This window comes from Streptomyces sp. P9-A2, assembly GCF_036634175.1.
In the GTDB taxonomy this organism is placed as follows: domain Bacteria; phylum Actinomycetota; class Actinomycetes; order Streptomycetales; family Streptomycetaceae; genus Streptomyces; species Streptomyces pratens.
This window is the reverse complement of record NZ_JAZIFX010000001.1, coordinates 1,813,320-1,836,790: the sequence shown is the minus strand read 5'-3', so window position 1 is coordinate 1,836,790 and position 23,471 is coordinate 1,813,320. Positions and strand designations below refer to the sequence as shown.

Sequence of the window (23,471 nt, the reverse complement as noted above, 5' to 3'; positions counted from 1 at the left end):
ACACCCGGGAGCCCGCACCGGACCGGACATAAGCCATGTACCGATCCGCCTCTGTGCCCCACCAACGGCATCAGGCAGCATGGCCCGCATGTCCGTACTCACGCGCGACGAAGCGCAGAACCGAGCACAGCTCCTCGACGTCCACCGCTACGCGATCGAACTCGACCTCACCACCGGTGACGACACCTTCGACTCCCGCACCCTGATCCGCTTCACCGTCCTCGCGGACCAGGATGACACGGACACCTTCGTCGAGATCAAGCCCGCCGAGCTGCGCTCCGTCACCCTCGACGGACACCCACTGGACCCCGAGACCCTCAACGGCAACCGACTGCCGCTCAAGGGCCTCACCCCCGGCGAACACGAACTCCACATCGACGCCGCCATGCACTACTCCCGCACCGGCGAAGGCATGCACCGCTTCACCGACCCCGCCGACGGCGAAACCTACATCTACACCCAGCTCTTCCTCGACGACGTCCAACGCGTCTTCGCGGCCTTCGACCAACCCGACCTCAAGGCCGCCTTCGACCTCACCGTCACCGCCCCCCGCACCTGGACCGTCCTCGCCAACGGCATCACCGAACACCTCGGCGACGGCCACTGGAAAGCAGCCACCACCCCCCTCATCCCCACCTACCTCGTCGCCGTCGCCGCCGGACCCTGGCACTCCGTACGCACCGAACACCGTGGCCTCCCCTTCGGCATCCACTGCCGCCGCTCCCTCGCCCCCCACCTCGACACCGACGCCGACGAACTCCTCGACATCACCCGCGCCTGCTTCGACCGCTACCACGAAAAATTCACCCAGCCCTACCCCTTCGACTCCTACGACCAGGCATTCGTCCCCGAATTCAACGCCGGCGCCATGGAAAACCCCGGCCTCGTCACCTTCCGCGACGAATTCGTCTTCCGGTCCGCCGTCACCGACACCCAACGGCAGACCCGCGCCATGGTCATCGCCCACGAAATGGCCCACATGTGGTTCGGCGACCTCGTCACCCTCACCTGGTGGGACGACATCTGGCTCAACGAGTCCTTCGCCGAATACATGGGCTACCAGACCACCGCCGAAGCCACCCGCTTCACCGACACCTGGACCGACTTCGGCATCACCCGCAAACCCTGGGGCTACGACGCCGACCAACGCCCCTCCACCCACCCCGTCGCCCCCGAAGACGTCCAGGACACCGCCTCCGCCCTCCTCAACTTCGACGGCATCTCCTACGCCAAGGGCGCCTCCGCCCTGCGCCAGCTCGTCACCTGGCTCGGCGAGGACGACTTCCTCACCGGCATCAACACCCACATCGACCGGCACAAATTCGCCAACGCCACCCTCGCCGACTTCATCGACTCCCTCGCCTCCGCCACCGACCGCGACGTCCACGCCTGGGCCAACGCCTGGCTGCGCACCACCGGCGTCGACACCCTCACCCCCGAACTCCACACCGACAACGGCCACTGGCACCTCACCATCCACAACCCACCCCCCACCGGCGACACCACCGGCCGCCCCCACCGCATCACCCTCGGCCTCTACGACCACGACCTCGACGACACACGCGGCCTGACCCTCCGCACCCGCTTGGAAGCCGACCTCCCCACCCACGGCACCACCACCCACGGCACCACCACCCTCAGCGCCCCCGGCCCCCGCCCCGCCCTCCTCGTCCTCAACGACGGCGACCTCACCTACGCCAAAATCCGCTTCGACGACGAGTCCGCCCACACCCTCCGCACCCGCCTCTCCGGACTCCCCGACCCCCTCACCCGCGCCGTCGTCTGGAACGCCCTGCGCGACGCCGTCCGCGACGGCGAACTCCCCCCCACCACCTACCTCGACACCGCCCGCACCCACCTCCCCCACGAAACCGACCTCGCCCTCGCCGGGGGCGTCCTCGCCTTCGCCAGCACCCACATCACCAACCGCTACATCACCCCCGACGAGCGGCCCGCCGCCCTCGCCACCCTCACCGACCTGTGCCGCGACCTCATCCGCCGCACCGAGGACGGCGACAACCCCGGCCTGCGCCTCATCGCCGTACGCCACCGCATCGACACCGCAGCCCACCCCGACACCATCGCCGCCTGGCTCACCGAAGGCACCGTCCCCGGCGGCCCCGAACTCGACCCCGAACTGCGCTGGCGCATCCTCACCCGCCTCGCCGTCCTCGACGCCATCGACGAAACCACCATCGCCGCCGAACTCGCCGACGACCCCAGCGCCACCGGCCGGGAAGGCGCCGCCCGCTGCCGCGCCGCCCTGCCCCACAAAGACGCCAAGGCCCGCGCCTGGGACACCATGTTCCACACCGACGACCTGTCGAACTACCTGTTCACCGCCACAGCCCAAGGCTTCTGGCAACCCGAACAAGCCGACCTCGTACACCCCTACGTCGCCCGCTACTACAAGGACGCCGTCACCCTCGCCGCCCGCCGCGGCCCCGCCATCGCCGAAGCCGCCGGCCACTGGGCCTTCCCCGCCCACGCCGTCGACCCCGAAACCCTCCGCCTCGGCCAGAAATGCCTCCGCAAGGCCGGCCCCACCCCCGCCCTGCGCCGCAAACTCGTCGACCAGCTCGACGACCTGGCCCGAGCACTGCGCATACAGCAGCAGGCGTAAACCGGCAGGAACGAACCGGCGGACACACCACACAACCGGGGGCGCCGCACCACCACGCGGCGCCCCGGCACAGAAGCCGTAGCCGGCGATCCGGTGTGCTCATCGGAGCGCCTCACCGCGCAATTCAACACTCGTTAATAAGCATTCATACCCAGTCCGCCGAATGGTCACATGTGACCTAATCCCTACCCGTCGGTAAGCCCTAGGCTCACACCATGCGCCGAGCAAAAATCGTCTGCACGCTGGGGCCCGCCACCGACACATACGACCAGATCAAAGACCTGGTCGACGCCGGAATGGACATCGCCCGATTCAACCTCAGCCACGGCAGCCACGCCGAACACGAGGAGCGATACCGCCGGGTCCGAAAAGCAGCCGACGAAACCGGCCGCAGCGTCGGCCTCCTCGCCGACCTTCAAGGCCCGAAAATCAGACTCGGCCACTTCACCGAAGGCCCCGTACTCCTCGAACGCGGCGACACCTTCACCATCACCGTGGAAGACGGCACCCAAGGCGACCGCCACACCTGCGGCACCACCCACGCGGGCCTCGCCGACGACGTCACCCCCGGCGAACGCATCCTCATCGACGACGGCAAAGTCACCCTCCACGTCACCGCCGTCGACGGCCCCCGCGTCCACACCACCGTCATCGAAGGCGGCATGGTCTCCGACCACAAAGGCCTCAACATCCCCGGCGTCGCCGTCTCCGTCCCCGCCCTCTCCAAAAAGGACGAGGACGACCTCCGCTGGGCCCTGCGCACCGGCTTCGACACCATCGCCCTCTCCTTCGTACGCAGCGGACACGACATCAAAGACGTCCACCGCATCATGGAGGAAGAAGGCCGCCACCTCCCCGTCATCGCCAAAATCGAAAAACCCCAAGCCGTCCAGAACATCGACGACATCGTCGCCGCCTTCGACGGCATCATGGTCGCCCGCGGAGACCTCGGCGTCGAAATGCCACTCGAACAAGTCCCCATCGTTCAAAAACGCGCCATCAAACTCGCCAAACGCAATGCCAAACCGGTCATCGTCGCCACTCAAATGCTCGACTCGATGATCGACAACGCCCGCCCCACCCGCGCCGAAGCCTCCGACGTCGCCAACGCCATCATCGACGGCACCGACGCCGTCATGCTCTCCGGCGAAACCAGCGTCGGCAAACACGCCATCCACACCGTCCGCACCATGGCCCGCATCGTCGAAGCAGCCGAAGAAGACATCCTCGCCAAAGGCCTCCCACCCCTCACCGACACCAACAAACCCCGCACCCAGGGCGGCGCCGTCGCCCGAGCCGCCGCAGAAATCGGCGACTTCCTCAACGCCACCCACCTCATCGCCTTCACCCAGTCCGGCGACACCGCCCGCCGCCTCTCCCGCTACCGCTCACCCATCCCCCTCCTCGCCTTCACCCCCGACCCCGCCACCCGCTCCCAGCTCAGCCTCACCTGGGGCGTCGAAACCTTCCTCGGTCCCCACGTCGGCTCCACCGACGCCATGGTCGACCAGGTCGACGAACTCCTCCTCGCCTACGGCCGCTGCAAGAAGGGCGACATCGTCGTCATCACCGCCGGCTCCCCGCCCGGCGTCTCCGGCTCGACCAACCTCGTCCGCGTCCACCACGTCGGCGAGGACGACAGTCCCAAGTAGCCTGGCAAGGGCCCCGGTTCAGTACTTGGGGCCCAGATGAAGGTCCATCAGGGCCACGGACGCCTTCTTGGCGACGGAGATGTCACGAGGGTTGGGCTGCCGCCACTCGACGCCCACTTGGTCCAGGGATGTGGTGAAGAGGCGGATGATGTCGGCCGAGAGATTGGTGAAGAAGTACCGCGGGTACTCATAGCGCTTCCGTTCACCGCGGACCATACGAGTCGTCCAGTTGATGATCCGGCATCCGTCGGAGTGGATGAGTCCACGGACGAACTCCCAGGGGTGTTCGTCGACCAGGGCCTGTTGCCAGGACTGCAGCGCGATGGAACGATCATGCTTCTTGCCGGGCCCATGCCGAGGGAAGAGCTGGGGCCAGTGCGGGGAATAGCTGGTGATCATCACACAGCCCTGCTTCTGCTGGGTGTAGATGCCGATGCCGGGGCGCGCTCGCGCGATGGCTTCGCGGCACAGCTCGATCAACCCCGGCCAGGCGTCGGCGCATGCGATCCGCAGGTAGTAGCCGGAGCGTCGGTGCGGGCTGATGCAGCCGTCGCCGAGACAGAGGCCGAGAAGGTAGGTGTACGCGTGGTCATCGGCATGTGGTCCCGGGGCTGGAGAGGCCATTCGAGGCAAGGGTTCCAGGCGGTGTTGCCAGGACCTGATCGCGGCGCGTGAGATGCCTGTCTCGTGACTCACCGAGTTGAGACTGCGGCCCTGGCTCACCATGGCGAGTGCCCGCTTGCGCGTGCTGAGGTTGTGCATACGCAAACGGTGCGTGAATGATCGTTGCGACACGCGGCAATCGGCGGAGGTTCACGAGAACGTGGACGACAGTGCGCTGGCTTCTGCCTCGGAATCCAAGGAAAAGTGCCCCAGGTGGGATTCGAACCCACACTGTCCGCTGTTTGAGAGCGGCCTCTCTAACCAGTTGGAGTACTGGGGCCTTGGAAAGCAAGGGGAATGGTAACCCCGTGCGCCCCCACCTTACCGCAGCTGGGTACGCTCTTGTCAGCAGTACCAGCCTGCCCCGCACCAAGGAGCCCCCGTGAGCGTCCCCGAGTCGCCCCAGCCAGTAGACGTGTCCGATGACGACAAGTCGCACGTGCCTCCGATGACGACGCGTGTCGTGATCGCCGAGGACGAGGCGCTGATCCGGCTCGATCTCAAGGAGATGCTGGAGGAGGAGGGGTACAGCGTCGTCGGGGAGGCCGGTGATGGTGAGCGGGCGGTGGAGCTGGCCCGGGAGCACCGGCCGGACCTGGTGATTCTCGATGTGAAGATGCCGAAGCTGGACGGTATCTCGGCGGCGGAGAAGATCGCTGAGGAGAGTATCGCGCCGGTGTTGATGCTGACGGCGTTCTCGCAGCGTGATCTGGTGGAGCGGGCGCGGGACGCGGGTGCGATGGCGTATCTGGTGAAGCCGTTCTCGAAGAGCGATGTGGTGCCGGCGATCGAGATGGCGGTGTCGCGGTTCACGGAGTTGCGGGAGCTGGAGCGTGAGGTCGCGGATCTGAGTCTGCGGTTGGAGACGCGGAAGCTGGTGGACCGGGCGAAGTCGGTGTTGCAGACGGTGTACGGGTTGTCGGAGCCGGCGGCGTTCCGGTGGATTCAGAAGACGTCGATGGATCGGCGGATGTCGATGCAGCAGGTGGCGCAGGCGGTTATCGATGACGCGGAGGAGAAGAAGGCGGCGAAGGGGTAGTCGTCCGTCGGTTGTGCTGTTGAGGCCCGGTTCCCCTGGGGGATCCGGGCCTCAGTGCTGTGTTGTGCTGTGTTGGGGTGGGTCAGTCGACGCCGAGGTAGGCGTTGCGGACGGATTCGTCGTGGAGGAGGTCCTGTCCGGTTCCGGAGAGGACGATTTTGCCGATTTCCATGACGTGGGCCTGGTCGGCGAGGGAGAGGGCGGCTTGGGCGTTCTGTTCGACGAGGAGGATGGTGGTGCCCTGGGCCTTGAGTTCGGAGATCGTGGCCATGATTTTCTGCATCATGATCGGTGAGAGGCCCATGGAGGGTTCGTCGAGCATGAGGAGTTTGGGCTGGGACATGAGGGCTCTGCCCATGGCGAGCATTTGCTGTTCTCCGCCGGAGAGGGTTCCGGCTGCTTGCTTGCGGCGTTCTCCGAGGATGGGGAAGCGGTCGTAGGCGCGCTGGATGTCCTTTTCGATGCCTGTTTTGTCGTTGCGGAGGAAGGCGCCGAGGCGGAGGTTGTCCTCGATGGTCATGCGGGGGAAGATGTGGCGGCCTTCGGGGGAGTGGGCGAGGCCGTGGGCGACGATTTGGTGGGCGGGGGTTTTCTTGAGGGATTTGCCGTTGAATTTGACTTGGCCGCCGACGGGCTTGAGGAGGCCGGAGAGGGTGCGGAGGGTGGTGGTTTTGCCTGCGCCGTTGGTGCCGATGAGGGTGACGATTTCGCCGGCTTCGACCTTGAAGGAGATGCCTTTGACGGCTTCGATTTTGCCGTAGGCGACCTTGAGGTCTTCGACTTCGAGGAGTGCGGTCATCGGTCGTTCTCCTTGCCGGGTGCTGCGTCCTTGCCGGGGGTGGTGTCTGTGGTGGCCCCGGTGGTTTCTGCGGTTCCGGCAGCGGTTTCGGCGGCTGTTTCGGCGTCGGCTGTGGCTTCGACGTCGGCGTCAGCGGCGGCTGTGGCTTCGGCTGCGGCGGCTTCGGCGGCTTCCACTTCGGCCACTTCTTCGGCGCCGGGGTCGTTGTCGAGGGGTTCTCCGAGGTAGGCGGCGATGACGCGTTCGTCGTTCTGGACGGTGGCGGCGTCGCCCTCGATGAGTTTTTGTCCCTGGACGAGGACGGCTACGCGGTCGCAGAGGTTCATGATGAACCGCATGTCGTGCTCGATGACGAGGATGGCGATGCCCATGTCCCGGATGGCGAAGATGAGTTCTTCGGTGGCGCGGGTTTCCTGGGGGTTCATGCCGGCGGTGGGTTCGTCGAGGAGCAGGAGGCCGGGTTCGCTGGCGAGGGCGCGGGCGATTTCGAGTTTGCGCTGTTCGCCGTAGGGGAGATTGCGGGAGAGGTGTTCGGCCTTGTCGGCGAGGCCGATGAACTCGAGGAGTTCCATGGCGCGTTCGCGGGATTTGGCTTCTGCCTTGTGGAAGCCGGGGCCGCGGAGGAGGGCGGACCAGAGTCCTTCTTTGGTGCGGGTGTGGCGGCCGACGAGGACGTTTTCCAGGACGGTCATGTTGCCGAAGAGGCGGATGTTCTGGAAGGTGCGGGCGATGCCGGCCGCGGTGACCTTGAAGGATTTGGGGGGGAGGACGCGGTCCTTGTAGCGGACTTCGCCTTCGGTGGGGATGTAGAGGCCGGTGAGGCAGTTGAAGAAGGTGGTCTTGCCGGCTCCGTTGGGTCCGATGAGGCCGACGATTTCGCCGCTGTTGACGGTGAGGTCGACGTCGCGGACGGCGGTGAGGCCGCCGAAGCGCATGGTGACGCCGCGGGCGTCGAGGACGGTTTCGCCGGGGGCGGGGGTGCCTGGGGTGGTGTCCTCGGTGGTGGTGTGGGTGGTCATGTGGTCAGGCCCCTGTCTTGCTCAGGACTGCGGGCGCGTCGTCCTCTGTGTGGAATTCCAGTTTGCGGCGGCGGTTGGGGATGAGTCCTTCGGGGCGGAATCGCATGATGAGTACGAGCGCGAGGCCGAAGGCGAGGAGTTGGTAGTCGCCGAGGAACTGGAGTTTGTTGGGGATGAGGAAGAGGAGTGCGGCGCCGATGAGGGGGCCGGCGATGGTGCCCATGCCGCCGAGGACGACTGCGGCGAGGAGGAAGGCGGAGTTGGGTGGGGTGGTGCCGGCGAAGAGGTATTGCTCGGGTGTGACGGTGTAGGTGACGTGGGCCTGGACGGTGCCGGCGAGGCCGGCGAGGGTGGCGCCGAGGGCGAAGGCGATGAGTTTGACGCGGAAGCCGTTGATGCCCATGGCGAGGGCGGCGGTTTCGTCTTCGCGGATGGCGACCCAGGCGCGGCCGATGCGGGAGTCGCTGCTGCGTCGGAAGACGAGGACGACGACCGCGGTGATGGCGAGCATGAGGAAGAAGTAGTTGGCGAATCGGCCGATGGTGAAGCCGGCGATGTCGTGGGGGGCTCCGAGGTCGAAGCCGAGGATGTTGAGGTCGGGGATGGAGGAGACGCCGTTGGAGCCGTTGGTGAGGTCGGGTCCTGAGGTGCCGTCGAGGTTGTTGACGGCGATGCGGAAGATTTCGCCGAAGCCGAGGGTGACGATGGCGAGGTAGTCGCCGCGGAGGCGGAGGGTGGGGGCGCCGATGAGGACGCCGAAGATGAGGGAGGCGATGGCTCCGACGAGGACGGCTGCCCAGAAGGGGAAGTGGACGCCGAAGGGTGAGCTGGGGGAGCCGGAGACGAGTGAGGCGGCGTAGGCGCCGACGCCGAGGAAGGCGACGTAGCCGAGGTCGAGGAGGCCGGCGAGGCCGACGACGATGTTCAGGCCGAGGGCGACGGTGGCGAAGATGAGGATGTAGACGCCGAGGGTGGCGTACTGGTCGTCGGTCTGGGTGAAGGGGAAGCAGGCCGCGGCGATGAAGGCGCCGCAGACGGTGATGTTCTGGTGTCGGGCGGTGATGTAGGAGGCCTGGGCGATGAGTCCGGACTTGTTGAGTGCGGCGAAGCCGAAGCCCGCGGTGATGAGGAAGCCGACGAAGAGCTCGTCGTATCCGGTGCCGATGCCGTAGGTGAAGACGACGAGGGCGAGGGTGAGGATGCCGACGATGATGAGGATTTCGGCGTAGGAGGACAGCGGGGGCACGGCGCGTGGGGTGCCGGAGGTGAAGGCTGCCTTGATGGTCTGCCAGTTGTGGCCGGCGTTGTGCTTGAAGTGTGCCCAGCCGGTTTCGTCGGGGTCGATGGGGTCGGGTTCGGGGCGCTCGAAGGGGAGGGCGAGTGCGCCGAGGAGGGCGAGGAGGGTGGCGGCGGCCGCGAGGTAGCCGCCGGGTTCCAGGTTGACGAGGCCGCCGAGCTCGAGGCTGATGGCGAGGATGGTGTACCAGGTGGTGGCGAAGGCGGCGAGTGCGGCGAGTTTGATGGCCGCGTCGGCGCCGGCGGGGGTGAGCCAGCGCAGGCCTCGGACGCCGTAGGAGGAGAGGGCGAGGAGGGTGGTGAGGGCGCCGGCGATGAGGACGAGGACCTGGAGTCCGCCGGGGTAGCCGTAGTAGGTGAGGTCGCCGGGGAATTCTGAGGTCCAGGTCCAGGCGAGGAAGGTGGAGATGATGGTGAGGGCGCCGCCGGCGGTGGCGAGGGCGCGGCCGGCGTGCGGGGGGATGCCGATGAGGCCGGTGGGGGTGTTCGCCGCGGAGGTGGCGGGGGTGTCGGGTGTGCTGGTCTGTGTGGTCATCGGTGTCACGCCCTGTCCGCAACGCGTTCGCCGAGCAGGCCTTGGGGTCTGAACAGCAGTACGAGGATGAGGAGGATGAAGGCCCAGACGTCGGCCCAGGACTGGCTGCCGAACTGGCCGAGGCCGGGGATGTCGGAGATGTAGGCGGTGGCGAGGGTTTCGGCGAGGCCGAGGACGAGGCCGCCGATCATGGCGCCGTAGATGTTGCCGATGCCGCCGAGGACTGCTGCGGTGAAGGCTTTGAGGCCGAGGATGAAGCCCATCTTGAATTCGATCTGGCCGTACTTGAGTCCGTAGGCGACGGATCCGACGGCGGCGAAGACGGCGCCGAGGGCGAAGGCGACCACGATGATGCGGTCGGTGTTGACGCCCATGAGTTTGGCGGTGTCGGGGTCCTGGGCGGTGGCCTGCATGCCGCGTCCGGTGCGGGTGCGCATGACGAAGTAGGCGAGGATGCCCATGCTGACGGGGGCGGCGATGAAGAGGAAGATGTCGCCGGTCTGGAGGGTGACGCTGCCGATGTGGAAGGGGCCGCCGTCGATCTGGGGGAAGGTGCGGGCCGATTTGGCTTCGGGGTACCAGGCCCATACGGCTTGCTGGAGGGCGAGGGAGAGGCCGATGGCGGTGATGAGAGGGGCGAGGCGGGGTGAGCCTCGGAGGGGCCGGTAGGCGAATCGTTCCGCTCCGACGGCGACGGTGGTGGAGATGATGATCGCCCCGAGGAGCATGAGGGGGAGGGCGATGAGCATGGATGTGCCGTCGGGCAGGATGTAGATGTAGACCGTGAGTGCGCCGAAGGCGCCGGTCATGAAGATCTCGCCATGGGCGAAGTTGATGAGCTGGATGATGCCGTAGACCATTGTGTAGCCGATGGCGACCAGCCCGTACATGGATCCCAGTAGCAGGCCGTTGACCAGCTGCTGCGGCAGTTCGTTCACCGCATGTCCTCCGAGACGTTCGGAAAAAATTAGACGGATGGGCCGGATGCGAGCCGCGCGGGGCGCCTGTGGTGCGGCGCCCCGCGCGGCTCGTGTGGTGTGGGCTGGGTCAGCCGGTGTAGGTGCCGGAGTTGACGGCGGTCCAGTCGCCGTTCTCGACGGCGTAGACGGTGAGCTGCTTGTTGGTGGCGTCGCCGAACTCGTCGAAGGCGACCTTGCCGGTGACTCCGTCGAAGGAGACGTTCTGCATGGCGGCGGTGACCTTGGCGCGGGCGTCCTTGGGGAGCTTGCCGTCGTTGTCGTCGACGACCTGCTTGACGGCTTCGATGATGGCCCAGGCGGAGTCGTAGCTGTAGCCGCCGTAGGCCTCGTAAGCCTCCTTGTAGCCCTCGGCCTTGTAGTTGGCGACGAACTCCTTGGCGGAGGGGAGGTCTTCGACGGGGGCGCCGACGGAGGTGGCGAGGTCGCCGGTGCCGGTGGCGCCGGCGAGCTTGATGAAGTCGGCGCTGTAGATGCCGTCGCCGCCGACGAGCGGGATCTTGGCTCCGGCGGCCTTGATCTGCTTGCTGAGCGGGCCGGCCTGGGGGTATTCGCCGCCGTAGTAGACGACGTCGGCGCCGGACTTCTTGACCTTGGCGGCGACGGCGTTGAAGTCCTTGGTGTCCGGGTTGATGTGCTCGGTGCCGACGACGTCGCCGCCGAGCTTCTTGAAGGCCGCGGTGAAGGTTCCGGCGAGGCCGGCGCCGTAGGTCTTCTTGTCGTCGATGACGAAGACCTTGCGCTTCTTGGATTCGTTGTAGAGGTACTCGGCGGCGAACGGGCCCTGGATGGCGTCCGTGGTCGAGGTGCGGAAGTACGACTTGTAGGTGCGGACCTGCTTGTTCTGCCAGTCAAGGCCCTGGGTGAGGGAGGGGTTGGTGTTGGCGGGGGAGACCTCGACGAGCTGGGCGGCGTCGAAGACCTTCTGCATGGATTCGCCGACGGAGGAGTTCAGCGGGCCGACGACGCCGAGGACTTCGTCGTTGGCGACGAGCTTGGTGGCGTTCTGCTGGCCGACGGAGGGCTGGCCCTGGTCGTCGAGGGCTTCGACCTTGAAGGTGACGCCGTCGACGGTCTTGTTCTTGTTGGCGATCTTGGCGGCGAGGTCCACGGAGTTCTTGATGCCGAGGCCCAGCGCGGACAGGTCGCCGGTCAGCGGTGCGTCGACGCCGATGACGACGGTGGTGCCGCCCTTGCCGGCATCCGAGCCGCCGCTGCCGCCCTCGTCGCGCGAACCGCAGGCGGTGAGGGTGAGTGCTCCCGCAGCCAAAGCAGCGGTGACGGCGATGAGTGAACGTTGGCGCACGATCCAGTCCTTTCCCTGACGGCTGTTTCCCGGTGGAAACGGCCGAGTCGAGCGCTGGGCCGAAGTAAGAATCGGGAGGCGCGGTGACTGGCCGTGACTCTAAGCGGGTGGAGGGAACGGGGAGGAGGGTCTGGCCAATGCTGTGACTCTCTTGTTATGACACGAGGTAATGCAGAGCGGTAACGAGTGGGGGGAACGGAGGAATTCAAGCCGTTTTGACCTGTCCGCATGATGAGAAACCGCAGGACCGGGCGGGGTCCGTTCAGGTGCGTCGGCGTTTTTGGTGATTACCGAAAATCGTTGCTGCAGGCGACCTTTAGGGCCCTGGAGAGATCCCGTGCGTAGCGCGGTCCGAGGATGAAGCTGTGGGCCCGTATTGCGCGCGTATTACGCAGAGTTACCTTCAGGGAAGGGAGTCCGACGTTCTCCGGCAATTCTCCGCATTCCGTGACGCGGAGGGTGATGGCGATCTTGTGAGGAGATCCAGCCTCTGTCCGAAAAGGGATGGGTGGGCTGGAGGTCGCGGAAAGACCCGCGTATGGCTGGGATATGTGTGTGACGGTTACCGGAGGGCCTGATTCCACGGCGACTTCGATGTGGAAGATGAAATTCCGATTGTCTGTCTCCGGGCCTCTGGCCTGGGGTTTCAGGTAGGTGACGGTGGTCACCTGGGACGGGAACGGCGGTGCGGGCGGTGGGGGTTGCCGAGGCCGGGTGAGGTGGAGGACGGTACCGGCCGCGAGGACGGCCGCCGCGGTGAGGACGGTGAGTACGCTCCGACGATGACGTCCGTACAACGCCGTGAGGGGGCCGCGTCGGGGGGCCCGGGGGCCGCGACGCGGCGGCGCGGCCAAGGGGCGGGTTTCGTCGCCGGGTTCCACGGGGCCGATGGCGTTCATCGCCGGGCGTCTTCGTCCGGTCCGCCGGTGCGGTGCCGTTCGGCGCAGGCCTCACGGACGTGACGGCTGATCACGTCACGGGCGGCCGAGGCGCCTTGGTGTTCACGGACGGGGCGGGCGGCGTCCACGGCGTCGCGCAGAATCCCGTACCGGCCGTTGGACAGGCCCGTCGACCGGTAGCCGCCGTAGGCGGAGCCGTCCAGCACCTCGCAGGCCCAGTGGGCGACGATCCGCGCGCACACCGCCTGCGGGGCGGTCGCTGACGGTGAGGGCGGCGGAGGCGGTGAGGGCGGTGGCGGGGATGGTGCCGGGCTGCCGGTGTGTCCGGGCGGGCCGCATCCGGCCGTCAGGAGGACGGTTGCGGAGGCGGCCGGGCGGGCGGCTGGGAACGCTGTCGTGAAGACCGTCGGGAGGAGTTCCGAGGGTGCCGGAGGCGGTGAGGGCGCTGGCGGGGATGGTGCCGGGCTGCCGGTGTGTCCGGGCGGGCCGCATCCGGCCGTCAGGAGGACGGTTGCGGAGGCGGCCGGGCGGAGTGCCGGGGGCGCTGAAGGCGCCGGAAGTGCCGGAGGGAGGGGCGCCGGGGTGAGCAGCGGGCGGCCGGGGCCCCGCGCGGCGGGCCGGGCGGTGCCTCCCCGTTCCATGCCCGAACGGTAGGGCACCCGTTGTTCCCGGGCAATGGACGGGCAACGGACGGGTGACGGTCGGCGGCGGCGGGTGGTGCGGGGCAGGCGCGCGCCCCGCACACTCCCGTGCCGGTCAGCCCGTGGCGGCGCCGGCGGCCTGCTCCGTGTCCTTCGGGCCGACGTCCCGCAGCAGGCAGGTCAGACGCGCGCTGCACACCCGCTTGCCGGTCTCGTCGCTGATGACGATCTCGTACGTGGCCGTGGACCGCCCCCGGTGCACCGGGGTGGCGATCCCGGTGACCAGGCCGGAGCGCGCGCCGCGGTGGTGGGTGCAGTTGAGGTCGACGCCCACGGCGATCTTGGTGACGCCACCGTGCAGCATCGACCCCAGCGACCCGAGGGTCTCGGCCAGGACGGCGGAGGCGCCGCCGTGCAGCAGTCCGTAGGGCTGGGTGTTGCCCTCCACCGGCATCGTCCCCACGACCCGCTCGGCCGAGGCCTCCAGGATCTGCACGCCCATGCGGGTGCCGAGGTGGCCGGCGGAGAACAGGGCCTCCAGGTCCACACCGAGCGCGGCGTACTCGTCGATGACCTCTTGTGGGAACTTCGCGTGCTGCTGCTCTCCCATGGGGGCGGGCTCCGTTCGTCGTGTTTCGTCCGTCGTGATCGCTGCGGCGGTACGGCACTGCCGCCGCGGACGCTTTCGCGCGGCGTCCACGGCGGTGCCGCCGGCATCACTGAGCAAACGCTCAGTCGGTCGCGGATTGTTCCAGACGGACCACGACGGACTTGCTGGCCGGGGTGTTGCTGGTGTCGGCGGTCGCGTCCAGCGGCACCAGGACGTTGGTCTCCGGGTAGTACGCGGCGGCGCAGCCGCGGGCCGTGGGGTAGTGCACGACGCGGAAGCCGGGGGCCCTGCGTTCCACGCCGTCCTTCCACTCGCTGACCAGGTCGATGTACGAGCCGTCCGCGAGCCGCAGTTCGCGCGCGTCCTCGGGGTTGACGAGCACCACGCGGCGGCCGTTCGTGATGCCGCGGTAGCGGTCGTCGAGGCCGTAGATCGTGGTGTTGTACTGGTCGTGCGAGCGCAGTGTCTGCAGCAGGAGCCGGCCCTTCGGCAGTTCGGGGTACTCGACCGGTGCGGCGGTGAAGTTGGCCTTGCCGGTGGCCGTGGGGAAGCGGCGCTCGTCGCGCGGGGCGTGGGGGAGTGTGAAGCCCGAGGGGTTCGCCACGCGCGCGTTGAAGTCCTCGAAGCCGGGGATCACGCGTGCGATGCGGTCGCGGATCGTCGCGTAGTCCTTCTCGAACTCCTCCCACGGCACCTTGCTGTCGGAGCCGAGGACGCGGCGGGCCAGCCGGCAGACGATGGCCGGCTCGGACAGTAGTTGCCCGCTCGCCGGTTCGAGGCGGCCGCGGGAGGCGTGCACCATGCCCATGGAGTCCTCGACCGTCACGAACTGCTCGCCGCTGCCCTGCAGATCGCGTTCGGTGCGTCCCAGGGTCGGCAGGATGAGGGCGCGCGCGCCCGTGACGACGTGCGAGCGGTTCAGCTTGGTCGACACGTGCACGGTCAGCCGGGCGCGGCGCATCGCGGCCTCGGTGACCTCCGTGTCGGGGGAGGCGGAGACGAAGTTGCCGCCCATGGCGAAGAAGACCTTCGCCCGTCCGTCGCGCAGGGCGCGGATGGCCCGTACGACGTCGTAGCCGTGTTCGCGCGGCGGGGCGAAGCCGAACTCCTTCTCCAGGGCGTCCAGGAACGCCTTGGCGGGCCGTTCGAAGATGCCCATGGTGCGGTCGCCCTGGACGTTGGAGTGACCGCGCACGGGGCAGACGCCGGCGCCGGGGCGGCCGATGTTGCCGCGCAGCAGCAGGAAGTTGACGATCTCGCGGATCATGGGCACGGAGTGCTTGTGCTGGGTGAGACCCATCGCCCAGCACACGATGACGCTCTTCGATTCGAGGACCATGCGCAGGCAGGTCTCGATGTCCTCGCGTGTGAGGCCGGTCGCGGTGAGGGTGGCGTCCCAGTCGGCGGCGCGGGCGGCCTCGGCGAAGTCCTCGTAGCCGTGGGTGTGTTCACGGACGAAGTCCTCGTCGACGGCGCCGGGCGCCTCGAGGATCAGTTTGTTGAGGATGCGGAAGAGGGCCTGGTCGCCGCCGAGGCGGATCTGCAGGAACAGGTCGGTGAGGGCGGCGCCGGTGGTGAGGCCCTTGGGGGTCTGCGGGTTCTTGAAGCGCTCCAGGCCGGCCTCGGGCAGCGGGTTGACGCTGATGATCCGTGCGCCGTTCGCCTTGGCCTTCTCCAGGGCGGACAGCATGCGCGGGTGGTTGGTGCCCGGGTTCTGGCCGGCGACGATGATGAGGTCGGACTTGTAGAGGTCCTCCAGCAGGACGCTGCCCTTGCCGACGCCGATCGTCTCGGAGAGGGCGGAGCCGGAGGACTCGTGGCACATGTTCGAGCAGTCGGGCAGGTTGTTGGTGCCGAGCTCACGCGCGAACAGCTGGTAGAGGAACGCGGCTTCGTTGCTGGTGCGGCCGGAGGTGTAGAAGAGGGCCTCGTCGGGGGAGGAGAGGGCGTTGATCTCCTCGGCGACGATGTCGAAGGCGCGCTCCCAGGTGACCGGCTCGTAGCGGTCGCCGCCCTCGGGGAGGTACACGGGGTGGGTCAGGCGGCCCTGCTGGCCCAGCCAGTAGCCGCTGCGGCCGGCCAGGTCGGCGACGGGGTGCTCGGCGAAGAACTCGGGGGTGACCCGGCGCAGGGTGGCCTCCTCGGCCACGGCCTTCGCGCCGTTCTCGCAGAACTCCGCCGTGTGCCGGTGCTCGGGCTCCGGCCAGGCGCAGCCCGGGCAGTCGAAACCGTTTTTCTGGTTGACGCTGAGGAGGGTCAGCGCCGTGCGTTTCACGCCCATCTGCTGGTGGGCCATGCGCAGACTGTGACCGATCGCCGTGAGGCCCGCTGCCGAGTGTTTCGGCGCGGAGACCTTCGGCGCGTCCTGGACCGGGTCACCCTTGGGCGGCTTGCTGGCCATCGCGCACTCCTCTTCGCGTACACGTGTGACGTAAGCCTCCGATCCTCGCACGGGACGGTGACAACGATGGCGGGCCCCGGGCGGGGCGGGGGGCGGGGACATTTCCCGTGAACGGTTGCGAACGGTTGCGAACGGTTTCGAGGGATTGTGCGCGGCTTCGGGTGAGGGGGAGCGGCGGGGAGTCGTCGGGTCCGGGCGGCGGCCGTGACGTCCGGCGATGCGGGGGCGGGGCCGAGTGTCGGTGGCGCGTGGCAGGATCGGGGACGTGGCAGAGACAGCAGCGAAGAAGACCGACCAGACCTCCGGCGAGGCCCGACCGCGACTGATGCTCATGGACGGGCATTCGCTGGCCTACCGCGCGTTCTTCGCGCTGCCCGTGGAGAACTTCACCACCGCGACGGGCCAGCCGACGAACGCGATCTACGGTTTCGCGTCGATGCTCGCCAACACGTTGCGTGACGAGACGCCCACGCACTTCGCGGTGGCCTTCGACGTCTCCCGCAAGACCTGGCGCTCGGCGGAGTTCCCCGAGTACAAGGCGAACCGCTCCAAGACCCCGGACGAGTTCAAGGGCCAGGTCGAGCTGATCGGTGAGCTGCTCGACGCGATGAACGCCCCGCGCTTCGCCGTCGACGGGTTCGAGGCGGACGACGTCATCGCCACGCTGGCCACCCGCGCCGAGGCCGAGGGCTTCGACGTGCTGATCGTCACCGGCGACCGGGACTCCTTCCAGCTGGTCTCCGAGCGCACCACGGTGCTGTATCCGACCAAGGGCGTCTCCGAGCTGACCCGGTTCACCCCCGAGAAGGTGGTCGAGAAGTACGGGCTGACGCCCGCGCAGTACCCCGACTTCGCGGCGCTGCGCGGCGACCCGTCCGACAACCTGCCCGGCATTCCCGGTGTCGGTGAGAAGACAGCCGCGAAGTGGATCAACCAGTTCGGTTCCTTCGCGCAGCTCGTCGAGCGGGTCGACGAGGTCAAGGGCAAGGCCGGGCAGAATCTGCGCGACCACCTCGAGTCGGTCAAGCTCAACCGCCGCCTCACCGAGATGGAGCGGCAGGTCGAGCTGGCCAAGGGCGTCACCGACCTGGAGCGGACCGCCTACGACCGCAAGGCCGTCGCGATGATCCTGGACACCCTGGAGATCAGGAACCCGTCACTGCGCGAGCGGCTCTTCGCCGTCGACCCCGGAGCGCAGGAGGACGGGACCACCCCGGTCGTCGCCGAGGGTGTGGAGCTGGACGGGACCGTCCTGGGCTCGGGCGAGCTGGCCGGCTGGCTCGCCGAGCACGCCACCGGGCCCCTCGGCGTCGCCACCGTCGACACCTGGGCGCTGGGGGCCGGCTCGGTCACCGAGATCGCCCTGGCCACGGCCGCCGGACCGGCCGCCTGGTTCGACCCGGCCGAGCTGGAGGAGGGCGACGAGCAGGCGTTCGCCGCCTGGCTGGCCGACGCGGACCGGCCCAAGGTGTTCCACAACGCCAAGGGTGCGATGCGGGTCTTCGCCGAGCACGGCTGGAGCGTCGAGGGCGTCTTCATGGACACGGCCCTCGCCGCCTACCTGGTCAAGCCGGGCCGCCGCTCCTTCGCTCTGGACGCACTGTCCCTGGAGTACCTGCACCGCGAACTGGCGCCCGCCGCCGCGGCCGACGGCCAGCTGGCCTTCGGCGCGGACGAGACCGCCGAGGCCGAGGCGCTGATGGTGCAGGCCCGTGCGGTGCTCGACCTGGGCGAGGCCTTCGGGACCCGCCTGGAGGAGGTGGGCGCCGCGGAGCTGCTGCGGGACATGGAGCTGCCGACGTCCATCCTGCTGGCCCGCATGGAGCGGCACGGCATCGCGGCGGACCGGGCCCACCTGGAGTCCATGGAGCAGATGTTCGCGGGCGCCGTGCAGCAGGCGGTGAAGGAGGCGCACGCGGCGGTGGGACACGAGTTCAACCTGGGCTCGCCCAAGCAGCTCCAGGAGGTCCTCTTCGGCGAACTCGGCCTGCCGAAAACGAAGAAGACCAAGACCGGGTACACCACCGACGCCGACGCCCTGGCCTGGCTGGCCGGCCAGACCGACAACGAGCTGCCGGTCATCATGCTGCGCCACCGTGAGCAGGCGAAGCTGCGCGTCACCGTCGAGGGCCTGATCAAGACCATCGCCGCCGACGGCCGTATCCACACCACGTTCAACCAGACGGTCGCAGCCACCGGCCGCCTGTCGTCGACCGACCCGAACCTGCAGAACATCCCGGTCCGCACCGACGAGGGACGCGCGATCCGCCGGGGCTTCGTCGTCGGCGAGGGCTTCGAGTCCCTCCTCACCGCCGACTACAGCCAGATCGAGCTGCGGGTGATGGCCCATCTCTCCGAGGACGCCGGTCTCATCGAGGCGTTCACCTCCGGTGAGGACCTGCACACCACGGCCGCCGCGCAGGTGTTCGCGGTCGAGCGGTCCGCGGTGGACGCGGAGATGCGCCGCAAGATCAAGGCGATGTCGTACGGGCTGGCGTACGGGCTGTCCGCCTTCGGGCTCTCGCAGCAGCTGAACATCGAGGCGGCCGAGGCCCGCGCCCTGATGGACGCGTACTTCGAGCGGTTCGGCGGGGTACGGGACTATCTGCGCCGAGTGGTCGACGAGGCGCGGGCGACGGGTTACACGGCGACCCTCTTCGGCCGCCGGCGCTACCTGCCCGACCTCAACAGCGACAACCGCCAGCGCCGGGAGGCGGCCGAGCGCATGGCGCTGAACGCGCCGATCCAGGGCACGGCGGCGGACATCGTCAAGATCGCCATGCTGAACGTGGACCGCGCGCTGCGCGAGGCGGACCTCACGTCCCGCATGCTCCTCCAGGTCCACGACGAAATCGTCCTGGAGATCGCCCCCGGTGAACGTGCGGCTGTGGAGGAACTGATCCGCCGGGAGATGGCCGACGCGGTCCGGCTCCGCGTCCCCCTGGGTGTCTCGGTCGGCGCGGGCCCGGACTGGGAGTCGGCGGCACACTGACGGCACCGGGCACGGCCGGGCGGCCGGGCCAGGACAGGACCGACGGGCGGTGGCAGAGGGTGGTCGGAGGGCGTTCTCCGTCGCCGCCCGCCCCCGGTTGCCCCTGATGCGGCTGCGCAGGACGGACGAGTCCGGCGAGTGGCGTCGGCGGGTGACCGGGTTCGACGGCCGCGCTTGACGGTCACCCGCCGACTGCTGTCCTCGACGGCCGCGACGTGGCAGCGGGCGGGCCCTGAGCGAGGCGTACGACACGGGCCGACGGCTGTCCTTGGCGGCGCGAGGCGTCGGTACCCGGACCACCGCCGAGACCGCGGTGACAAGCCGACTGCTGTCCTCGACGGCGCGAGGCCCGAGTGCACCCGCCCTGCGCGGGCCCGCCCCCGGAGGGTGCTTCACTCGCGTGGGCCAGGTGGGCAAGCCGTCGAGGGGGCCGGACGCCAGGATGCGGGGCATGGGTATACGCATGCTTCACCGCAGAGCGGCATTCCCGAGGGCCGCCGCCGACGGACCCACCCCCGGGGCGCTGTCGCCGGTTCCGGTCTTCGCGGCCGACGCGAGTACCGCCCGCACCCCTGTCCCCCTTGCCCTCCCTCTCGCCGTCGCGCTGTGCCGTGCCGCCGCGGACCTCGGCCGCCGCATCGCCGAGGGGCCCTGGCACCCCGACCTGTGCGAAGGGCCCGGCCTCACGGGCCCCGGCGCCGGTGAGCCGCCTGCGTGGCGGCTGTGGACCGAGCGGGCCCGCGGCTGTCTGACGCTCGCCCTCAGCCTGCTGCCCCGGCCCCGCCCGGTCCGTACCGTCACCGTGTTCGTGACGGCCGGCGAGACCCTCAGCGTGCGGCCGTACGGCTCGGCCGCCGCGTATCCACGTCATCAGGGTCCGTGGTGGCCGGGGCCGGACGCCACGCCCTGACCGCCACGGCGTACACCGGCAGCGCGAGGACGAGCCCGGCGCCCGCCCCGAAACACACCGTGGGGATCAGCTCCCACGGCTTCGCGGTCGCACCCCAGTAGTCCCACCAGCGTGAGGCCCGATGGACGGCCCCCGCCAGCGCGCAGCCGCCGAGCAGCGCGGCGGCCGCCCACCGGTCGACCGTGGACAGCGTCGGGACCCCCGCCGGCCCCGGGCGGGGCGTCGCCCGGCGCAGTGCCCGCGCCAGGAACACGGCGATCACCACCGCGGCCACCGCCGAACCGCCGTACTGCAGGTACCAGTACAGCGGTGAGCCCGCGATCTCCTGTCCCAGGACGGGGAAGACCCGCATCCCCCACCGGTCGAGGTGCGTGAACTCGTCCCAGACCACGTGCGTCAGCGCACCGAGCACGGCCGAGACGTACCAGCGTGCCGCCAAGGAGACGCGCACACGCGCGCGGGGCGTGCCGCAGCGCAGCAGGGCGGCCGTCCGGCCCTGCCGGGGCCGCGGCAGCAGTGCGACGAGCGGTTCGCGGACCAGGAGCCAGAGCCCCACCAGCGCCCAGGCGATGCACACATCGATGGTGAGAACGCCCGGGAACGAGTGTGTGAAGTCCCCGAACTCCATTGCCCCGGACAGGAAACCGGCCGCGTAGTAGGTCAGGTCCGGAGCGAGACTGCCCGCCACGAGGACGGCCGGCACCAACGGTCCCCGACCGGTCCCGTCGGTGCGTACGGCGGGCAGGACCGCCACCGCATGGCTCAGCGTGAAAGGCAACCCAGCTCCTTGGGGCGGTGGTTGACCCGGCCCGTCGGCCGGGTGCTCGGCGGGCCCCAGTATGCGCGACGCGGCCGTCCACGTTCGGTGAGGGAACGGCTGTGACCGTCCGGTGAACGCCGGGCATGAACGGGTGTCCGGGCAAAGGCTGGTGCCGTAGGGTCGCCAGAGATCGACACGGCGGACCGGCGCGACAACTCGCCACAACAAATCGTTACAACGGATCAGTACAACTGATGGCCGTGGCGGAGTGTCACAGCAGGCGAGTGGGACAGACATGGACGGACGCCCCGGCGTCCAGGGGGAGGGGTTCACTCTATGGCGGCGCATTTCGGCAGGAGGCTGCGCAAGGGAGCGGCAACCACCGCCGTGGCGGCGGCCGCGGTGGCGGCCCTGTCCGCGTCCCAGGCTCCAGGCGTGACGATCGACGGTCAGGACGGCCGGACCTCCTCGGGCGCCGCCACGGAGCCCGGGACGAGCACCGACGACCCCGGCGCGACCGGCAACTCGCCGTACTACACGGACCTGCCGCCGCTGAGCAGCCCCAACCCCTCGCCGTCCGCGACCTCCGACACGGTCACGCCGGGCGACTCCGAGGCGGGCATACCCGCGACCGTCCTCGACGCCTACAAGAAGGCCGAAGCCGCGCTGCGCGAGTCCAAGCCCGCCTGCAACCTGCCCTGGCAACTGCTCGCCGCCATCGGCAAGGTGGAGTCAGGTCAGGCCCGCGGCGGACGCGTCGACGCCGACGGCACCACGACCTCCCCGATCATCGGCCCGCAGCTCGACGGCAACGGCTTCGCGCTCATCAAGGACACGGACAACGGCGAGTACGACGGCAACAGTGCCTACGACAACGCCGTCGGTCCCATGCAGTTCATCCCGTCCACCTGGGCGTGGGCCGCCCGCGACGGCAACGACGACGGCCGCGAGGACCCCAACAACATCTACGACGCCGCGCTGGCGGCCGGCCACTACCTGTGCCGCTTCGGCTGGGACCTGTCCGACCGGACGGACCTCGACAAGGCGATCCTCAGCTACAACAACTCCACGGAGTACCTGAACACCGTCCTGTCATGGCTGGAGTACTACCGCAAGGGCACGCACGAGGTCCCGGACGGCACCGGCACCCTGCCCGGCAACCGCAGCGACGACCGCTCCACGAGCCCGGGCCCGTCGACGCCGGGCACCAGCCCGTCCACCCCGGACACACGGCCGTCGAAGCCCGGAACTACGCCCGGCAAGCAGGGCAGCGGCAGTACCAAGCCGCCGGCCTCGCCCGGCACACCGAGCACCCCACCGGCCACGACTCCGCCCCCGGCCACGACTCCGCCGACGACTCCGCCCCCGGCCACGACCCCGCCGCCGTCGACGACTCCGCCCCCCACCGTCCCCACGCCCACCGACAGGGTGGACCACCTGGAGAACGCCGGCACCGGCAAGCTCACCGCGACGGCGGGCGAGGCGTTCACCGAGCGGATCAGTACCCGCGCGGAGACGGACGAGGGCAAGAGCGTCGCGAAGGTGCGGATCCGCTTCACCGTGATCGGCGACACCGACACCACCTTCACCGGCGGCGAGAGCGTGGCCACCGTCCTCACCAACAGCTCCGGTGTCGCCGTCGCGCCCGCACTCCGGGCAGGTGAGAAGACCGGCGACATCACCGTCCGCGCCACCGTCGTCGGCCGCATGGTGCCCGGCCTCGGCTACCGGGCCACCGTCACCGAACGCGTCGCCGACACCGTCGTCCGCACCGATGACGAGGCGTTGACCTGCACGCCGGGCGGCGAGTTCGCCCACCATGTCGAGGTACGGGCCACTCACGACGGCGCCGCCGCCGGCAAGGTCGCCGCCACCGCCACGCTGATCACATCGGCCGACGATCCGGCCGTCAACGACAAGGGCCCCTACTTCAAGGACGCCGACGACAAGGCCGTACGCACCCTGAGCGGCCTTCGGACGGACGCGGACGGCCGGCTGAAGCTGCCTCAGCTGTACGCGGACGACACCACCGGCACCTTCCTGCTCCGCATCACCACCGCGGGCGGCGCCACCCTCACGGTCGAACTCACCGTGGCCGCGGCCGGAACCGCGTCCCCCGATCCCACCGCCGGCACGTAGCAGCACGCGCGCCCGCGCGGACCCGGGATGCCCCCTCCGTCACGATGGAGGGGGCACCCGCCCGTCCGCCGCTCCGGGACGACCTGACACCTCATCGGGCCGGGTGGGGGCAGGAATCGAACCTGCCACAGTCTCCGTGTCACCGCCCTGTACCACTGCCCTGTACCACCGCCCTGCGACGCTGTGCCGTCCGCCGGAGGTCTGTAAGGG

At 69.1% G+C, this 23,471-nt stretch carries 17 protein-coding genes and 1 tRNA gene; 7 read left to right on the top strand and 11 right to left on the bottom strand.

Translation table 11 applies throughout. The features are described from left to right. Positions 1-79: 79 nt before the first annotated feature. On the top strand, positions 80-2,623 hold the full coding sequence (gene pepN / locus V4Y04_RS08335) for an aminopeptidase N (RefSeq protein WP_332426706.1): 2,544 nt from the start codon (positions 80-82) through the stop codon (positions 2,621-2,623). 215 nt (positions 2,624-2,838) lie between these two features. Beyond that, entirely contained in the window at positions 2,839-4,275 is a 1,437-nt protein-coding gene (gene pyk, locus V4Y04_RS08330) for a pyruvate kinase (protein ID WP_332426704.1), read from the top strand. Between the two features lie 18 nt (positions 4,276-4,293). Here pyk and V4Y04_RS08325 read toward each other — a convergent pair whose 3' ends face one another. Both V4Y04_RS08325 and V4Y04_RS08320 read right to left on the bottom strand, forming a co-directional pair. After that, positions 4,294-5,037 carry a helix-turn-helix domain-containing protein gene (locus V4Y04_RS08325; protein WP_332426703.1) on the bottom strand — a complete coding sequence of 248 codons (744 nt, stop codon included), beginning with the start codon at positions 5,035-5,037 and terminating at the stop codon, positions 4,294-4,296. Positions 5,038-5,143: 106 nt separating this feature from the next. Continuing rightward, positions 5,144-5,218 (bottom strand) — tRNA-Leu (locus V4Y04_RS08320). Positions 5,219-5,320: 102 nt separating this feature from the next. Here V4Y04_RS08320 and V4Y04_RS08315 point away from each other — a divergent pair. After that, positions 5,321-5,977 carry an ANTAR domain-containing response regulator gene (locus tag V4Y04_RS08315; RefSeq protein ID WP_332426702.1) on the top strand — a complete coding sequence of 219 codons (657 nt, stop codon included), beginning with the start codon at positions 5,321-5,323 and terminating at the stop codon, positions 5,975-5,977. An 82-nt stretch (positions 5,978-6,059) separates the two neighbouring features. Here the strand turns inward: V4Y04_RS08315 and V4Y04_RS08310 are convergent, their stop codons facing one another. The 8 genes from V4Y04_RS08310 to V4Y04_RS08275 all read right to left on the bottom strand — a co-directional run bounded on the left by V4Y04_RS08310 (position 6,060) and on the right by V4Y04_RS08275 (position 16,460). Further along, positions 6,060-6,776 carry an ABC transporter ATP-binding protein gene (locus tag V4Y04_RS08310; protein ID WP_332426701.1) on the bottom strand — a complete coding sequence of 239 codons (717 nt, stop codon included), beginning with the start codon at positions 6,774-6,776 and terminating at the stop codon, positions 6,060-6,062. Continuing rightward, positions 6,773-7,795, bottom strand: a complete 1,023-nt coding sequence (locus V4Y04_RS08305; RefSeq protein ID WP_332426700.1) for an ABC transporter ATP-binding protein — start codon at positions 7,793-7,795, stop codon at positions 6,773-6,775. The genes V4Y04_RS08310 and V4Y04_RS08305 overlap by 4 nt, the downstream gene beginning before the upstream one ends. 4 nt (positions 7,796-7,799) lie before the next feature. Beyond that, the gene (locus tag V4Y04_RS08300; RefSeq protein ID WP_332426698.1) at positions 7,800-9,626 is read right to left on the bottom strand and encodes a branched-chain amino acid ABC transporter permease; all 1,827 of its coding nucleotides are present in this window, start codon (positions 9,624-9,626) and stop codon (positions 7,800-7,802) included. Between the two features lie 5 nt (positions 9,627-9,631). Then, complete coding sequence (locus tag V4Y04_RS08295) at positions 9,632-10,564, bottom strand: branched-chain amino acid ABC transporter permease (RefSeq protein WP_332426697.1); 933 nt, start codon at positions 10,562-10,564, stop codon at positions 9,632-9,634. 109 nt (positions 10,565-10,673) lie between these two features. Continuing rightward, positions 10,674-11,909: a branched-chain amino acid ABC transporter substrate-binding protein gene (locus V4Y04_RS08290; protein ID WP_332426696.1), complete on the bottom strand. Its 1,236-nt coding sequence runs from the start codon at positions 11,907-11,909 to the stop codon at positions 10,674-10,676. An 895-nt stretch (positions 11,910-12,804) separates the two neighbouring features. After that, positions 12,805-13,050 (bottom strand): hypothetical protein, encoded by a 246-nt coding sequence (locus tag V4Y04_RS08285; protein WP_332426695.1) that lies wholly within the window; start codon positions 13,048-13,050, stop codon positions 12,805-12,807. 514 nt (positions 13,051-13,564) lie between these two features. Continuing rightward, on the bottom strand, positions 13,565-14,059 hold the full coding sequence (locus V4Y04_RS08280) for a PaaI family thioesterase (protein ID WP_332426694.1): 495 nt from the start codon (positions 14,057-14,059) through the stop codon (positions 13,565-13,567). A gap of 121 nt (positions 14,060-14,180) precedes the next feature. After that, positions 14,181-16,460, bottom strand: a complete 2,280-nt coding sequence (locus V4Y04_RS08275; RefSeq protein WP_332426693.1) for an FdhF/YdeP family oxidoreductase — start codon at positions 16,458-16,460, stop codon at positions 14,181-14,183. A gap of 265 nt (positions 16,461-16,725) precedes the next feature. On the opposite strand from V4Y04_RS08275, the gene polA reads away from it, so the two are divergent. The 3 genes from polA to V4Y04_RS08260 all read left to right on the top strand — a co-directional run bounded on the left by polA (position 16,726) and on the right by V4Y04_RS08260 (position 20,362). After that, positions 16,726-19,452, top strand: a complete 2,727-nt coding sequence (gene polA / locus V4Y04_RS08270) for a DNA polymerase I (RefSeq protein WP_332426692.1) — start codon at positions 16,726-16,728, stop codon at positions 19,450-19,452. A gap of 49 nt (positions 19,453-19,501) precedes the next feature. Next, on the top strand, positions 19,502-19,630 hold the full coding sequence (locus V4Y04_RS08265) for a hypothetical protein (protein WP_332426691.1): 129 nt from the start codon (positions 19,502-19,504) through the stop codon (positions 19,628-19,630). A gap of 273 nt (positions 19,631-19,903) precedes the next feature. Beyond that, on the top strand, positions 19,904-20,362 hold the full coding sequence (locus V4Y04_RS08260; protein WP_332426689.1) for a hypothetical protein: 459 nt from the start codon (positions 19,904-19,906) through the stop codon (positions 20,360-20,362). Here the strand turns inward: V4Y04_RS08260 and V4Y04_RS08255 are convergent. Beyond that, positions 20,280-21,140 (bottom strand): DUF4184 family protein, encoded by an 861-nt coding sequence (locus V4Y04_RS08255; RefSeq protein ID WP_332426687.1) that lies wholly within the window; start codon positions 21,138-21,140, stop codon positions 20,280-20,282. The two genes, V4Y04_RS08260 and V4Y04_RS08255, sit on opposite strands and share 83 nt — an antisense overlap. Before the next feature lie 318 nt (positions 21,141-21,458). On the opposite strand from V4Y04_RS08255, the gene V4Y04_RS08250 reads away from it, so the two are divergent. Next, complete coding sequence (locus V4Y04_RS08250; protein WP_332426685.1) at positions 21,459-23,261, top strand: lytic transglycosylase domain-containing protein; 1,803 nt, start codon at positions 21,459-21,461, stop codon at positions 23,259-23,261. Positions 23,262-23,471: the final 210 nt, after the last annotated feature.